At 47.0% G+C, this 15318-nt stretch carries 12 protein-coding genes; 3 read left to right on the forward strand and 9 right to left on the reverse strand.

The window, feature by feature from the left end; translation table 11 throughout:
* Positions 1-120: 120 nt before the first annotated feature.
* Positions 121-357: a hypothetical protein gene (locus QUB70_RS27655; RefSeq protein ID WP_332984745.1), complete on the reverse strand. Its 237-nt coding sequence runs from the start codon at positions 355-357 to the stop codon at positions 121-123.
* Positions 358-436: 79 nt separating this feature from the next.
* On the opposite strand from QUB70_RS27655, the gene QUB70_RS27660 reads away from it, so the two are divergent.
* Positions 437-1726: an HhoA/HhoB/HtrA family serine endopeptidase gene (locus tag QUB70_RS27660; protein ID WP_332984747.1), complete on the forward strand. Its 1290-nt coding sequence runs from the start codon at positions 437-439 to the stop codon at positions 1724-1726.
* Between the two features lie 229 nt (positions 1727-1955).
* Entirely contained in the window at positions 1956-2828 is an 873-nt protein-coding gene (locus QUB70_RS27665; RefSeq protein ID WP_332984748.1) for an MBL fold metallo-hydrolase, read from the forward strand.
* 11 nt (positions 2829-2839) lie between these two features.
* On the opposite strand, the gene QUB70_RS27670 is transcribed toward QUB70_RS27665, so the two are convergent.
* From QUB70_RS27670 to acsF, 5 genes are all read right to left on the reverse strand, one after another.
* Positions 2840-3655 carry a radical SAM protein gene (locus QUB70_RS27670; protein ID WP_332984750.1) on the reverse strand — a complete coding sequence of 272 codons (816 nt, stop codon included), beginning with the start codon at positions 3653-3655 and terminating at the stop codon, positions 2840-2842.
* 140 nt (positions 3656-3795) lie between these two features.
* Positions 3796-4626 carry an acyl-CoA desaturase gene (locus QUB70_RS27675; protein WP_332984751.1) on the reverse strand — a complete coding sequence of 277 codons (831 nt, stop codon included), beginning with the start codon at positions 4624-4626 and terminating at the stop codon, positions 3796-3798.
* Between the two features lie 9 nt (positions 4627-4635).
* On the reverse strand, positions 4636-6045 hold the full coding sequence (gene hemN, locus QUB70_RS27680) for an oxygen-independent coproporphyrinogen III oxidase (protein ID WP_332984752.1): 1410 nt from the start codon (positions 6043-6045) through the stop codon (positions 4636-4638).
* Positions 6046-6131: 86 nt separating this feature from the next.
* Entirely contained in the window at positions 6132-6881 is a 750-nt protein-coding gene (locus tag QUB70_RS27685) for a biliverdin-producing heme oxygenase (protein WP_332984760.1), read from the reverse strand.
* Positions 6882-6889: 8 nt separating this feature from the next.
* Entirely contained in the window at positions 6890-7966 is a 1077-nt protein-coding gene (acsF, locus tag QUB70_RS27690; protein WP_332984754.1) for a magnesium-protoporphyrin IX monomethyl ester (oxidative) cyclase, read from the reverse strand.
* A 170-nt stretch (positions 7967-8136) separates the two neighbouring features.
* On the opposite strand from acsF, the gene QUB70_RS27695 reads away from it, so the two are divergent.
* Positions 8137-8538 carry a winged helix-turn-helix transcriptional regulator gene (locus QUB70_RS27695; RefSeq protein WP_332984756.1) on the forward strand — a complete coding sequence of 134 codons (402 nt, stop codon included), beginning with the start codon at positions 8137-8139 and terminating at the stop codon, positions 8536-8538.
* A 103-nt stretch (positions 8539-8641) separates the two neighbouring features.
* Here QUB70_RS27695 and QUB70_RS27700 read toward each other — a convergent pair whose 3' ends face one another.
* The 3 genes from QUB70_RS27700 to gcvP all read right to left on the reverse strand — a co-directional run bounded on the left by QUB70_RS27700 (position 8642) and on the right by gcvP (position 15161).
* Entirely contained in the window at positions 8642-10330 is a 1689-nt protein-coding gene (locus tag QUB70_RS27700) for a glycoside hydrolase family 44 protein (RefSeq protein WP_332984757.1), read from the reverse strand.
* A gap of 277 nt (positions 10331-10607) precedes the next feature.
* Positions 10608-11939 (reverse strand): serine/threonine-protein kinase, encoded by a 1332-nt coding sequence (locus QUB70_RS27705; RefSeq protein WP_332984758.1) that lies wholly within the window; start codon positions 11937-11939, stop codon positions 10608-10610.
* Between the two features lie 228 nt (positions 11940-12167).
* Positions 12168-15161 (reverse strand): aminomethyl-transferring glycine dehydrogenase, encoded by a 2994-nt coding sequence (gene gcvP, locus QUB70_RS27710; protein WP_332984759.1) that lies wholly within the window; start codon positions 15159-15161, stop codon positions 12168-12170.
* Positions 15162-15318: the final 157 nt, after the last annotated feature.

Genomic DNA, 15318 nt, shown 5'->3' on the forward strand with positions numbered 1-15318 from the left:
GATTCCCAGTCGCTCTTACATAAGTAGTTACTTTTGTCAACTTTTTTGTTAAGAAAGATGTTTATAAAGCATAGCTTCTTAAGGGGGATTTAGGGGGATCGAGATATGTGCAACTTCACATTAAATTGGTATTAACCGAGCTTTTGCGAGTCCATGACTGTTGTAGAGTTCGGATATCAATCCTGTGAATATTTCATGCCAATGCGGAATATCCCGATCTGCGATCGTAGTCTTGATTGTGGAAGTGTGAGGTAATTCGCCAGTGCTACCTGAGTTCGCGATCGCGCTCAAAAGCTGGAATCCACAATTTGCCTGCGATAGTCCGGTTTCCACCTCACCGTGTAGGGTAAACCCCACCAGGCAATCACCTCTAACAAATGCTTGAATAAAAATTAAAGAGCCTTTAGTTCTAATTTAATTACAGTAGGTACTAAAAATGCAAAACCCTAATTATAACTCTCGCTCTAACTCTCACCAAATCAATCCTCTGTCAACCAAAAATATGCCTGCCACATCTCAGCGTTCTCGCCGTTTTTCTGTGCCGAAAAAACTGGCTTTTTTATCCCTCGTTTTGCTCGGCTCCACCGCAACTGTTGGGTGCAACGCCCTAACTTCTCAAGTTCCTGGAAGTTCTAACGCCATCAAATCTGAACCGGCAAATGCAGCGCCAATCTCAGCATTGCCTGCAAATATACTGCCCTCTCAAGACTCTAATTTTGTCACTAAAGTAGTGCAGGAAGTCGGCCCGGCAGTGGTGCGGATCAATTCTTCTCGCACGGTGAAGAACCAAGTTCCAGATGAGATCCCCCAGCAATTCCGCCGCTTCTTCGGCTCCGAATCTCCCGTTCAACCGGGAAATCGGGTAGAACGGGGTTCCGGTTCGGGTTTTGTTTTTGGTTCCGACGGCCGCATTTTGACTAACGCTCACGTTGTTGACGGTGCAGATACGGTGACGGTAAAACTGAAGGACGGTCGCGAATTTGTCGGCAAAGTTTTAGGCGTAGATACAGTTACTGATGTGGCTGTTGTTAAAATAGAAGCTACCAATTTGCCTGTGGTGAGTTTGGGTAAATCTGAAGAATTAGAGCCGGGAGAATGGGCGATCGCGATCGGCAATCCCCTCGGTTTGGACAATACTGTGACTGTGGGCATTATTAGCGCTACAGGCCGTTCTAGCGCCGATGTCGGCGTTCCCGACAAGCGCGTCAGCTTTATCCAAACTGACGCTGCGATCAATCCCGGCAATTCCGGCGGCCCGCTGCTGAACCAGCGCGGTCAAGTTATCGGCATGAATACGGCGATTATTCAAGGCGCTCAAGGATTGGGTTTTGCTATTCCGATCGATCGAGCACAACAAATTGCCAACCAGTTAGCAACAACAGGTAAAGCCGAACATCCTTATCTCGGCATTCGGATGTTGAGCATTACTCCCGAAGTCAAGGCAGAATTCAATAAAAATCCCAACCCCAAATTGAGGCTGACTGAAGATAAAGGCGTGTTAGTTCTCGGAATTGCCAAAGGTTCTCCGGCGGCACAAGCTGGAGTTCGCGTTGCTGATGTGATCGAGAAAATCAACGGTGCAGAAGTCAGCGATGCTGGCAGCGTACAGCAAATTGTCGAGAAAAGTACAGTAGGCAGCAATCTGCAACTTGAATTGAGCCGCGGCGGACAACCTGTTACTGTGGCGGTGAAAGCGGGTGCTTTTCCAGTGGATCGGCAGCAGTAGAATTGTTGATTGAAACTTAGATATTGCACCATTGTCAATAATCCTTTTACGAACAGGCAAGATGCCTGTTCCACAAGAAATTTATCTTTTGTGGAACGGGCATCTTGCCCGTTCTTGAGAATGGTGCAAGATGTGATTTTTAACCGACTTGTGCTGTGAGACGGGGATGTCGGGGGTTCTAGTTAAACTAAGTTACCATAATTTATATGGGTTATTAAGAGGTAGAAAAATGGCTAACATTAATCGGAGGCGTAGTGAAAATATTAACGGTAACTTTTATGTAGACAGTACCTGTATTGACTGCGATACTTGTCGGTGGATGGCACCTGAAGTATTTGGTCAAGCAGGAGAACAGTCTGCGGTTTACCAGCAGCCAACTAATGAAACTGAAGAAATGCGATCGCTCGCGGCCCTTTTGTCTTGTCCCACAAGTTCCATCGGCACTCTTGAAAAACCCAAAAGCATCAAAGAAGTTCAGCAACTGTTGCCTGCACTCGTAACAGAAAATGTTTACCATTGCGGCTACCATTCAGAGAAATCCTACGGTGCTGCTAGCTATTTAATTGTCCGTCCAGAGGGCAATGTTTTAGTTGATTCTCCCCGTTTTGTGCCGCCGCTGGTCAAAAACATAGAAGCTATGGGCGGCATTCGCTATCTGTATTTGACTCACCGCGACGACGTAGCAGACCATCAAAAATACTGCGACCATTTTGGGTGCGATCGCATTCTTCATGCTGACGAAATTAACGCGGATACTCGCAGTGTAGAAATTCAATTATCCGGCAGCGAACCGCATCAAATAGCAGATGATTTGTTGATTATACCTGTACCCGGCCACACGAAAGGTCACACAGTTTTGCTTTACAATCACAAGTTTTTGTTTAGCGGCGACCATCTCGCTTGGTCGGACAATTTGCAGCAGCTAATTGGTTTTCGTAATGCCTGTTGGTATTCTTGGACGGAACAAATTAAATCTATGCAGAATTTGGCTAATTACTCATTTGAATGGGTGTTGCCGGGACACGGACGGAGGTATAATGCCGATCGACAAACAATGAGCAATCAAATGCAAAAGTGTGTTGCTTGGATGGTCGATGCTTAATGCGATCGGGTTCAACGCTTCTTTGCCTCTGGTTTTAATAATGGGTAACGCACTGGAATTCCGATTAATTTTTCAATGCGATCGGCAAAAACCTGTAGCACTTCAGCATTGACTTGCTTGAGTTGCCTTGTCGGATATAAACAGGAATTGGGCAGATCGTTCCCTCGTGCTTCTAGCTGATGCGTTAGCGGGCAAAGTCGCGTCGGCGTGTTGAGTTGGATTTCGTCCGGCCCTAATGCTTGCATCCGCCGGATGTACTCTGCCCGATCCTGTTCGTTCCACTCGGTGAGTAGCATCGTCTGAATTGCCAGGTGTCCTGAATAGAGTTGGCGAAATTGGAGGAGACCGGCCCAAATCTCCTGGAGGTTGATGGTTGGCATGGGGCGATTGATGCGACGGAATGTGTCAGCAGAAATGGCATCAACTTTGACAGCTACCCAATCGGCGATCGCCAGTTCCTCACGCACCGCGCGATCGCCCAGCAAACTGCCGTTGGTCAATACGCCAACCGGCTTCCCGGTCATTTGCTTCGCCATGACCAGAATTTCGCCTAAATTTTGCGCCAGAGTTGGCTCACCGCTACCGCTGAGGGTGATGGTGTCCACATCGCAGACAGGGAAGGATTGCAGATCCTGTTGAATTTTCTGAGTCGGGACAAAAATCTGGCGGTTGCAACTCTGGTACTCAATCTCGCCTAACTGGCAATACACACAGTTAAACGAGCAACTAGAATCTGGCCCGATCGGATCGATTCCTAGCGATCGCCCAAAGCGCCAGGATTGCACTGGGCCGTAAACAGAAGTGGAGGGTGTAGTGACTGTAGACATCGCTTCAGATTGAGCTCCTATATTTATGATTAATACTTACGCAAAAAACCCGGTTTCTCTGAAAATCGTCGCTATTCCTTTGAGATATTGACGCAGAAACCGGGTTTTTGACTTCGCGTGCGTCCAGGAATTTTCTGATTCTAAGGTGTACTATTTTGAGTCGGTGGCATCACCACTTTTTGGGCAATACCCAATCTCTTTAACAGCCAAATTGCCCACCAGGTCGGATCGTATTCCCACCAGCGCCAGCCTGCTTTGGCAACGTTAGGATGGGCGTGGTGGTTATTGTGCCAACCTTCGCCATAGGTGAGAATGGCCGCCCACCAAAGATTGCGGGAGTTGTCCTTTGTGTCAAAGGTACGGTATCCCCAAAGGTGAGTGACCGAGTTAATAAACCAGGTGCTATGCCAGAGCAAAACAGCTCGGACAAACATTCCCCAGATCGCAAATGACCATCCCCCCAGTGCATACAGCAGTACGCCCAGCGGGATTTGCAGCAGCAAAAAGTTGCGATTCAGCCAGCAATAAAATCGATCGCGTGTCAGATCGGGGGCAAACCGCTGGTACTGTTCATAGTCGAAGAATTCTGAATTGGGGTAGAAAATCCACAGCATATGGCTCCACCAAAACCCCCGACGGGCAGAGTAGGGATCTCGATCGACATCCTCGGTATAGGCGTGGTGTAGCCGATGACCCGCAACCCAGAAAATTGGCCCTCCTTGTAGAGCAAAGGCACCGATCAGGGCGATCGCATATTCCAGCAATTTAGGAACCTGAAAACTGCGATGGCTCAATAGGCGGTGATAACCCAAACAAATGCCAATACTGCCAAATAACCAGTGCAAAAAGAGGGTCATACCCACGGCAGACCAGGAGAAGAACCAAGGTGCTAAAAATGCGATGGCATGAATTGTGGTGAAAAAGAATACCGCAGTCCAATCCAGCGGATATCGAGTCGGAGTTGTTTGCATTTAAAAATCTCAAATAGCTTTGGAAAACGTTGTGATTGTGCGATCGCCTGTACGATCGCCGAGGTAAGCATCAAACACAGATGCAATATTGCGAATCAGCAATCGCCCGATCGCCGTTACTTCAATGCCATCGCCCCAACGTTCGATTAACCCATCGGTTTCTAAGGCATCGAGTTTGGGAAGTTCCTGGGCGAAATAGTCATTGAAATCGAGATCGAAGCCGAGGTGGTATTTTTCTTCCAAATCTGGTACCGACAGTTGGAATTGACACATTAATTCCATGATTACTGTCCGCCGAATCAGATCGTCCTGGCTCAGTCGAACGCCTTTTTCGATGGGTAATTCATTGGCATCGATCGCATGATAAAAGTCTTTCAATCGCTTGTGGTTTTGGGTATACACATCCTGCAACATACTGATGGAAGTCATGCCAAAGCCCAACAAATCCGATTCGGGCTTAGTTGTATAACCCTGAAAATTACGATGTAGTTGTCCCGCTTGTTGCGCGATCGCTAGTTCATCATTAGGCTTGGCAAAGTGATCCATACCAATAAACACATAGCCATTTTGCGTCAGTTGGGCGATCGTACTTTGCAGAATTTTCAGCTTTTCGCCCGCAGTCGGCAAAGCAGATTCCGGCATTCGTTTCTGAATCGGTTTGAGCCAGGGAACATAGGCAAAATTAAAGACGGCAATGCGATCGGGATTTAATTGCAATGTCTTCTGTACCGTTTCCTGGAACGTTGTTTGTGTCTGGAAAGGTAAGCCGTAAATCAAATCTACATTGACACTTTCAAACCCTGCTTCCCGAATCCAATCCATCACATCAAACAACATCCATTCGGGCTGCACCCGATTGATAGCTTCCTGCACGGTGGGATTAAAATCCTGAATGCCAAAGCTAATCCGATTGAAGCCTAATTGTCGCAGAAATAGAATGTATTCGCGATCGATATAGCTAGGATTGATTTCGATCGATATTTCTGCCGCGTCATCGAACCGAAAATATTGATTTAACTGGTTCCAGAGATACTCTACCTGACTTCGATCGAGATAATTGGGAGTGCCACCGCCCCAGTGCAACTGATGCACCAGTCGATCGGCATCCACCAAACTGGCAACTTGGCGAATTTGGCGAGCGAGATAGCCTAAATAGGGTTCTACCACCTCTTTGCGTTGGGTGATGATGGTATTGCAGCCGCAGAAATAACAGGGAGTTTCACAAAACGGAATGTGGCAGTAAAGCGATAAGGGGGTTTGTTTGTGATTGCCGACGGCGATCGCGGTTTTAAATGCGTTGCGATCGAAGTCAGTGCTTAATTCGGTGGCGGGTGGATAGCTGGTATACCGAGGTAAAGGCTGGTTGTATTTATTCAACAATGCAGTATCAAATTCAACCGCTTGTGATAACTGTTTCATGAACCGATTTATCCTGAGTGTTGTTGTGTAGATTTAGAACCCCAACCCGTTTTAGAGATGTCGGGATCTTTGTTTTGTTGAGCTATCTATTTCGCGACGACTTCTCGTTCATCTCTATGAGAGTGGCGTTGTGTGCTGCCGGGTCGATCTTGCCGAGTCAGCAAATCAAAGGTATGTTCTCCGATCGCAGCTTTCACATCAGCTTCTAGTTCGTGCATCACATCTTGGTTGAGCGTAAATGCCGCATTTGCTTCTCCAACAATTCGCTCGATCGTGTCAGCATCCACCGGAAACTTATCAAAGGTTTGGCGATAGCGTTCCTTAAATATCCGCCTTGCTTCTGGTGTTGAAATTTGGTCGAATTCATAGAACTCAGTGCCTTGATTTGATGGCAAAGATAGTGCCGGTCGAATCACGTTTTTCAAGCTTTGTCCGCCGGATAAATCACCCATGTAGCGGGTGTAGGCATGGGCAACCAGCAGGACTGGATCGGTTTCTGAGAGGGTTTGAATGCGATCGCGATACACGCAACCTGCTGGCGAAGCCGTAATTTCCTCCCGCCAATTTTCACCGTAATAAAAAGCTAGATCGCAAGCCAGATTCTCAGTGCGATTTAACTCAGGGAAATAGAGGGTCCCGATAATCGGGTGGTTGACATGGCTCTGCAAAGCCGTTTCTAGGGCGCTGTAAACAAAGTACAAATCGGCAAATAGTTTACGCAAAGGTTCCCGTTCGACAATGCCTTTCAGAAAGCATTTCATAAATGCCGTATTTTCGGCTGTGGTGTGGGATTGCATCGTGCCTTCTCGGAGGCGTGTCGATAGATTAGTCACGATCTTATCTCCTAATTAATCGCGGTTCTGGACGTTTCAGCATTAATCGATGGCAGTAAATAAAGGCGCAACAACTGCCACACAATCACAGCAATCCAGGGTAATTTTTGGCAAAATTGGATGGCGGCAGGGCGCTGGTTACTTGAGATTGCTGCTAGCTTCTGATTGGCGATCGCACATCGATCCAAACGGGGAAAGAATTCTGGATGGTGGGTATCTAAAATACTGGGAAACGCCCGTTTTGCCGTTTCATTGGTGTGATGAATCACCTGCTTGTTATATTCCTGGGGGTCGATGCCGATCGAGTCATAAAATGTGGAGCGTTCCAACACCGTCATTGTGTGGGTGGCAAACACCGTCAGAAGGAAAAAGCGCGCCCAGAGTCTTGCCTGCCAGTTATTCCAAAGCTTAGGCTGCGATCGCAACAACGCCTTAAAGAAATCCCCATGCCGATTTTCGTCTTGGCACCAATTCTCGAAGTAGCGAAATAGGGGATAAATTTGATGTTCTGGATGTTGTTCGAGATGGCGATACACCAAAATATAACGCCAGTAGCCAATCTTTTCCGACAGATAAACAGTATAAATTACCCATTCTGGAGGGAAGAATGTGTAGGTACGATTTTTTGTTAAATAGCCAAGATCCAGAGACAACCCAAAATCCGTCATCGCCTTATTCAAGAAACCGGCATGACGCGCTTCATCCCGTGCCAGTAAGCTAAATGCTTCCGATAACAACGGTTGGCGATTCTTAAGTTTGCGGGAGAGTTCTTTGAACAACAGAAAACCAGAAAATTCTGAGGTACAGGAGCGCTCTAGAAAGTCAATAAATGCCTTTCGCGTTTCGCCATCAATGTTGTCCCAGGATTGCTCAAACTCTTGATTGCGGACAAAATGGTGGCGGTTATAGTCCGCGCGCAATTCTGCTACAACTGCTTCTAATTCCGCTTGTTGCCCGGACAGATCCATTTCGGCAACGGCATCAAAATTGGTGGTGTAAAAGCGCGGTGTTAACAGGGTTTCTTGAACAGGTGCTTTAATGCCGGATGGCAGACCAGCCGAGTCCGATTTACTAATTGAACTGACCATAGGAGTGGATTGTTCGGAATTAATGACTGTGCACCACATTGCCTTAATCCGCGATCGCTCACAAGTCAGTTACCAGTGGTATCCTATAGTTACTTGAGGTAAAGCATTGAAGCCAATAGGACGCTTGAGCCATTTCTAAAGAAATATGGAAATTATTGTGAAGGGAGTTTATGGTGGAAGCAAGTCAGTGCGTAGAGGTTAAATGTCCGATTCAATTTGTGCTCGATTTGTTGGACAATAAATGGTCGATTTTGGTTCTACGCGAACTGTTTGGAGGCGATCGCCGTCCCCACGAATTACTCGCGGCACTTCCTGGCATCAGCACCAAAACCCTCACCCAACGCCTACGAGAGTTGGAATCTCAAGGCTTAGTCGATCGCCATGTTTATGCCGAGATTCCGCCCCGTGTCGAATATTCCCTCACGCCCAAGGGTCGCCAAATTCAACCGGTGATGGTAGCGTTACATCAAGTAGGATCGCAGTGGCTGGGACAGGAGAGTTGTATTTGTCCACTAACACACTCGGATGCTGAGGGCGATCGCATGGACGCTTCAGGTCTAATTTCAGATTAAAAATGTCAGAATTATTCATCTCTCTTTTCTCTTCCTCCGTATCCTCTGCGTTTTAATCATTCCGGTTCTGGCGGGTGAATTCCGTGGGTTAAGTTAAGTCCCGCTAAGAATTAGCCTTGGGAATAGCCACCAAAGTCATAGAATTAGCCGGGTAAGTTGCCTGGAATCCAGTATCACTGACACCTAAATCGCTCTGACGGACGATCGCCCCCAAATTCCCTTCACTGTAAGTGTAAAATTGAGCTTTCCCCGCAGGTTTAAATCCTTTCAAACTCAAGTTGCTGGTCAAATTTTTGTTGGTTTTATTAATAATTACCAGGGTCAAAGTACCATCACTGCTGCGATCGGCTCCGTAGATTGACAAAAGTCCTTGATCTGTGCTACCTGAGCGCACCCAAGTATCGCCATACTTACCGCCTTTTCCATCGTAATTCATGTACATTCGGAAAGCATAAGCACCCGGTTCCGAAGACTTTGGAGGCCCCCACAGCGTCGCTAAATCCAGTTGTTCCCGCCCAAAAATCCCCAGTACATCGGCTTGGGCTAATGCCCCGTTAATCGACTCTAAACCGCCCCAATTGTATTCAGTAATGGCAATTTTTGTACCTGGATAATCCTGTTTTACCCACTCTCGAAACCGGGGGATAATTGTTAAGGGTGGATTGTATTTTCCTATCCAACTTTCATCAGTATAAGTAGCATCCCAGAGAGAACGAGTCGATCGCAGTCGCAGCGCTTGGGTTTTGGCATCGCCGGCGGGACAATTGGCCAAACAGGTATCGTCCGCCGCAGGATAGTAGTGTTCGTCGAAATAGTCGAGAATCCGAACACCTTTTTGGTTTTCATAAGCGCGCATTTGTTGCAAGTACCACCGCGCAAACCAGACACCGCCGTGTTTTTCGCGATCGCCTTTTACGAGAGAATCCACATAGACTAACCAGCCAAAATCAGACGGGCCGAGTACCTTAGCCGTGGGATCTGTGGCTTTTACCATTGAGGCATATTGATAAGTGCGATCGCGCAATTCATCGTAACTTGTCGGTTCTGGATGAACATCGCGGTGAGTATTTCCCCAGCCGCTTGGTTCATTGTCCATTTGATAAATTTGCACACCGCCGTTAGCAGCAGTACCGTGGGTTTTAACTACGTGTTGAACCCAAGCTTGTTGAAAAGCTGGGTCGCTAATAATACTGACATCAAGGCGATTATTATCAGCGATTAAAATGCCATCTGGACGCTTCCCATTGCCGCACTTATCGCCTTCGGGAAAAATGTAGGGATTTGTTTTTTCTTGCGGGCCGTATTTGGATACTCTAAAGCCGCAGTTCCAAGTGCTAAATTTATTTACATAGCCGATCATCGGAATTGTAACGATGCTTTTGCTGCCGTTTTGGCGGTTGGTTTTGACAATTTTATCTATAGAATCGCCGGGAACAGGATTTTTATTGTCGCCGCCACCCACGAAAAAGAAGTCATCGCCCTTGTTGGAAGAATCGACTAACCAGTTGTAGCGGCTGGTGTGATTAGCCCCCCAGCGTTCTACTGGAATTCGTAACTCTTGCGCGAGTGTGGGATCTAGGGCATAATCATTCATACCATAGATGTCGGGGCTGATGGAATGGCGATCGGCTGTAACATCAACAGACAAAGCCGGGCCGATAGTTTGGGCGATCGGCATTTTGAAGTAAACTGTGGTTGTGGCAATTGCCAAAGCGGCTATTAAACCCAATAAAAATAGGACCAGCCAACGAGGTTTATTTTCGGGAGACTGCAATAAAAATCGTGGATTCATTAATTTATGATATAGTGTTTGATAGAGCTTGTTTAAATTCCGCTTCGGCAGTTTGATTGGCTTCTCGCTGAACGATTTTTTTGCTATTAACAAAGGTGCGCTTTTTGGTAGCGTACAGATGGATGGGAGTTCAGAAAGCTGGTTTTTTACGATAATACAATGACTGTTAATATTGGCAGGGATTCACCTCTAAGTTAATTGTGCTTAAATTTATTGATGCCAGTGTCAAATGCTCTCATTTCTGGTAGCTTTTCTTATGTCGTTGCGAATCAAAATGTTACATTCTACAAGTCTCGACAAGAGAGAAGAGCGCCACTAGAATTCGCTCCCCACACCAATCAAAACTGCCCACCCAACTCAACCAACCCCAGCCGGGAGGTGTCGGGAGGTTTCCTTCTGGTGCTTTGGTGTTATATTGCCAGTTTTCCGTCCATTCACTATTCACGCGCCAACCTACCCGATCGCCAAACGCTTCCCATATTTTAGGATCGTATTCCCTGGTTCCGCCAAGACTTTGATAGATACGCTTCTGCACCGAAAAGCCGAAGCGCCCATTACTGTATTTCACCCAAAGTTGGTCAATGGTACGCAAGTCCTCGCAGGGAAAATTAATACTTTCTACATCAAGCCATCTTTCTTCGTCCCTACCCGCCACCTTCAGCATCACTCTCGTCGTTTCCCCATCCGCCTCTTGCCACTTTCCTGCTGCTAATAAATTTCGCAAGTTTATATAATCCATCCCCACGGCTGAAATTAACTCTACCTCATCATCAGCTTTTTTAGGCATAACTAAATCCAACCATTCCTGCACCGACTGCGGGCGATTTTGCGGTTCCAACTCCATCCCTTTCATAATCGCCACATTCACCCGATCGCTAATCTCAGAATTGAATTGCTTTGGCGGAGTTAAAGCAATATTTTGCTTTCTGAATTGCGACGGAAACGGCAACTCACCCGTCAACATTACATAAAGCGTTGCTGCTAGGGAATAAACATCTGTATAAGCGCCTAGTTCGGCACGTTTTTCTAATAATTCAATGGGTGCGTAACACTCAGTCCCGGAATTGCTATTAGTTCTCAATTTTCCCGGTGCTGTCATCTGTCGTGCTAAGCCAAAATCAATCAAAACGGCTTTCAAACCCCGCTTTCTGAGCATAGTATTTTGGGGTTTAACATCAAGGTGAGTAAATCCTTGCTTGTGAACAAAACTCAGGGCCCTTCCCACTTGCTTAATAATTGGCAAAGCTTTCTCTTCCGACAAAATGCCGTTATCTTCAAGATGGCTTGCTAAGTCAATCCCGTCGATTAATTCCATCACCATGCACCACAATTCCATATTTCCTGCCATTTCGGGAAATACTTCGTAAACTTGGACGACGTGGGGATGGCGGCACTTGGCTAAAGATAATGCTTCGTTGATAAATTTGGTTTGTAATTCGCGAAAGTTTGGTTTACCTTGAACGTTGGCATTTAGGGTTTTGATGGCGACGGCTTTACCTTCTTTACGGTTTTGGGCGCGGTAGGTGACGCCGAATCCGCCGCAACCGAGAATTTCTTCGATTAGGTATTTGCCTTGGTGCAGTTGTTGTCCGGGGGGCCAGTGCCTCATGGTGGCTGGTGAGGATGTGGGGATGATGGTTTTGATTATAGCTGAAACGGGGGAATTTTTGTTGAGTTGTCGCGTGAGGTTGAGAAACCGGGTTTTTTCGGAGTTTGTGGGTGGTAGTTAGGTATTGTTGAAAAAACCCGGTTTCTTGGGCCTTTGGGTGAGGTTGAGAAACCGGGTTTTTTCCGAGATTTAGGTAACAGTTTTAATTTGGGCGAAAAACCCGGTTTCTTAAGTGTAAGCCTCCATTGGTAAACAAGAACAGACAAAATTGCGATCGCCAAACGCATTATCTATCCGCCCCACCGCAGGCCAAAACTTATATTCGCGAGTCCAAGGTGTTGGATAAGCCGCTTGCGCGCGAGTATAAGGACGGTTCCACTCATCAACCATCAGAGATTCTGCGGTGTGAGGTGCATTTTTCAAGACGTTATTTTGCGCGTCAACATTACCTTTTTCAATCTCCGCAATTTCCGCTCGAATTGCAATCATCGCATCGCAAAAACGGTCTAATTCCTGCTTCGATTCGCTCTCCGTCGGTTCCACCATTACCGTACCAGCAACCGGCCAAGAAACCGTCGGCGCGTGATAGCCGTAATCCATCAACCGTTTAGCGATATCTTCCACTTCAATAGCCGCAGTTTTTTTGAGCGATCGCAAATCCAGAATACACTCGTGCGCCACCAAACCAGCTTTCCCTTTGTACAAAACCGGATAATAGGATTCTAACCGATGCGCCATGTAATTAGCATTAAGAATTGCTACTTTTGTCGCCTCAGTTAAACCAACTCCTCCCATCATCCGAATGTACATCCAAGAAATAGTCAAAATGCTAGCACTTCCCCAAGGCGCCGCCGAAACAGCACCAACTGATTGGGATATTTCGCCTTTAGGAAGGGAGGATTTGATGTTGCTCCCCCCCTTAGCAAGGGGGGGTTGGGGGGGGTAAGATTTTAATTCTTCATCAGTAGAAGGCAAGAAAGGCACTAAATGAGACATTACCCCAATCGGCCCCATTCCCGGCCCGCCGCCGCCGTGAGGAATACAGAAAGTTTTGTGCAAATTCAAGTGACAAACATCAGCACCAAAATCACCGGGGCGGCACAAACCAACTTGAGCATTCATATTTGCGCCGTCCATATAAACTTGTCCGCCGCAGTTGTGGACAATATCGCAAATCTCTTTAATTTCTTCCTCAAAAACGCCGTGAGTTGATGGATATGTCACCATCAAAGCCGCCAGTTCATTTTTGTGTTTTTCCGCTTTTTTATGTAAATCGGCAACATCAATATTGCCCTGACAATCGCACTCGACAGCAACTACTTTCATCCCCGCCATCACCGCGCTAGCCGGATTTGTACCGTGGGCTGACTGGGGAATCAAACAGATATTTCGGTGAGATTCGCCTCGGTGTTCGTGGTATTGGCGAATAACTAACAAACCCGCGTATTCGCCTTGGGAACCAGCATTTGGCTGCAAAGAAATTCCCGCAAAACCGGTGATTTCAGCCAGCCACTGTTCTAGTTGCACGAACATCATTTGATAGCCGCGAGATTGATCCCGGGGTGCAAAAGGATGTATCTTGCCAAATTCCGCCCAAGTCACCGGCATCATCTCTGCTGTTGCATTCAATTTCATTGTGCAAGAACCCAAAGGAATCATCGATGTATTTAGCGATAAATCCTTGGCTTCTAAACGGTGCAAATAGCGCAAAAGTTCAGTTTCGGAATGGTAGCTGTTGAAAACTGGATGGGCGAGATAGCTGCTGGTGCGATCGCAAAAATCTGGTAATGTCAAATAGCCACTCAATGCGTCTGCATCCAGCGGAATGTTGAGAGAATTCTGCCCGTCCGCCCTGATATAATCTTTATCCTGTGCAAAAATTTTCCACAACTCTTGCACATCTTCAACACTGACAGTTTCATCTAAAGTGATTCCCACTGTCGAATCATCAAAAACTCGGAGATTAATTTTGCGACTTTTAGCAGCTTCTAGAATTTCTGACAGCGGTTTATCTCCCAATTCGACCCGCAAAGTATCGAAGAAATGTTGAGAACCAATTTTGTATCCGAAACTTCTTAAGCCGGATGCCAAAAGTGCAGTTAAATTCCATACTTTCTCAGCAATATCTTTCAGTCCAGACGGGCCGTGATAAACAGCATACATACTCGCCATCACTGCCAGCAAAACTTGAGCAGTACAAATATTGCTAGTTGCTTTTTCGCGGCGGATGTGCTGTTCGCGAGTTTGCAAGGCCAAACGCAAAGCAGATTTGCCGTTAGCATCTTTAGAAACGCCGACAATTCGCCCCGGAACTTGCCGTTTAAACTCTTCTCGCGTGGCGAAATAGGCGGCGTGGGGCCCTCCGAATCCCATCGGCACTCCGAAGCGCTGAGTGCTTCCTACGGCTATATCCGCGCCGAATTCGCCGGGGGGTGTGAGCAAGCAAAGGCTCAAAATGTCGGCGGCTACTGTGACTAATGCGCCGGCTTCGTGTGCCGATCGAATAAAATCGGTATAGTCGTAAATTGCGCCGTCTGTGGCGGGGTATTGCAGGAGAGCGCCGAAGATTGTACGATCGAACTCAAAGCTTTGATGGTCGCCGACAATTACCTCAATTCCCAGCGGCTTAGCGCGAGTTTGCACGACTTCCACAGTTTGAGGGTGGCAATCTTGGGAAACAAAAAACGCTTTTGCTTTATTTTTGCTGGCGCCGTAACTCACCGCCATTGCTTCCGCCGCCGCAGTCCCTTCATCCAGCAAAGAAGCGTTGGCAATTTCCAAACCCGTGAGGTCAATTATCATGGTTTGGAAGTTCAGTAAAGCTTCCAATCGCCCTTGAGCAATTTCGGCTTGGTAGGGAGTGTAAGCTGTATACCAGCCGGGATTTTCCAGGATATTCCGCTGGATGACTGGGGGCGTGATGCAGTCGTGATATCCTGTGCCGATGTACGATCGAAATACCTGATTTTTTGCAGCAATTTCTTTCAATTCTGCCAAAGCGCTGTACTCGCTTTGCGCTGCGGGAAGTTGTAGGGGTTCAGAAATGCGAATCGCCGCAGGAACCGTTTTGTCAATCAACTCATTGAGGCTGGAAATGCCCAAAACATCGAGCATTTGCTGGATTTCGCTGGGTGTCGGGCCAATGTGCCGCCCCGCAAAACCATCGATGGGAGAAAGGTTTTGCTGCTGGTTGGGTTCAAGTTGAGGGCTGTAGAGTACCAAGGCGGATTCTCCTGAATAGACTTTTTCTTCTTTGTTTGTAACATTTAGTCACAGAAGAAAGGAAGTTCGGCAACGGATTTTGTAACGGATGTAACGGATGTAACGGATGTAACGGATGTAACGGATGTAACGGATGTAACGGATGTAACGGATGTAA

The organism is Microcoleus sp. A003_D6, assembly GCF_036702825.1.
Taxonomy (GTDB): domain Bacteria; phylum Cyanobacteriota; class Cyanobacteriia; order Cyanobacteriales; family Microcoleaceae; genus Microcoleus.

What these genes read in the sequence shown, in the direction of transcription:
- QUB70_RS27670 (WP_332984750.1), bottom strand. Translation starts at nt 3,655, where the DNA reads ATGTCTACAGTCACTACACCCTCCACTTCTGTTTACGGCCCAGTGCAA.
- QUB70_RS27665 (WP_332984748.1), top strand. Translation starts at nt 1,956, where the DNA reads ATGGCTAACATTAATCGGAGGCGTAGTGAAAATATTAACGGTAACTTT.
- acsF (WP_332984754.1), bottom strand. Translation starts at nt 7,966, where the DNA reads ATGGTCAGTTCAATTAGTAAATCGGACTCGGCTGGTCTGCCATCCGGC.
- QUB70_RS27660 (WP_332984747.1), top strand. Translation starts at nt 437, where the DNA reads ATGCAAAACCCTAATTATAACTCTCGCTCTAACTCTCACCAAATCAAT.
- QUB70_RS27705 (WP_332984758.1), bottom strand. Translation starts at nt 11,939, where the DNA reads ATGAGGCACTGGCCCCCCGGACAACAACTGCACCAAGGCAAATACCTA.
- QUB70_RS27700 (WP_332984757.1), bottom strand. Translation starts at nt 10,330, where the DNA reads ATGAATCCACGATTTTTATTGCAGTCTCCCGAAAATAAACCTCGTTGG.
- QUB70_RS27695 (WP_332984756.1), top strand. Translation starts at nt 8,137, where the DNA reads ATGGTGGAAGCAAGTCAGTGCGTAGAGGTTAAATGTCCGATTCAATTT.
- QUB70_RS27675 (WP_332984751.1), bottom strand. Translation starts at nt 4,626, where the DNA reads ATGCAAACAACTCCGACTCGATATCCGCTGGATTGGACTGCGGTATTC.
- hemN (WP_332984752.1), bottom strand. Translation starts at nt 6,045, where the DNA reads ATGAAACAGTTATCACAAGCGGTTGAATTTGATACTGCATTGTTGAAT.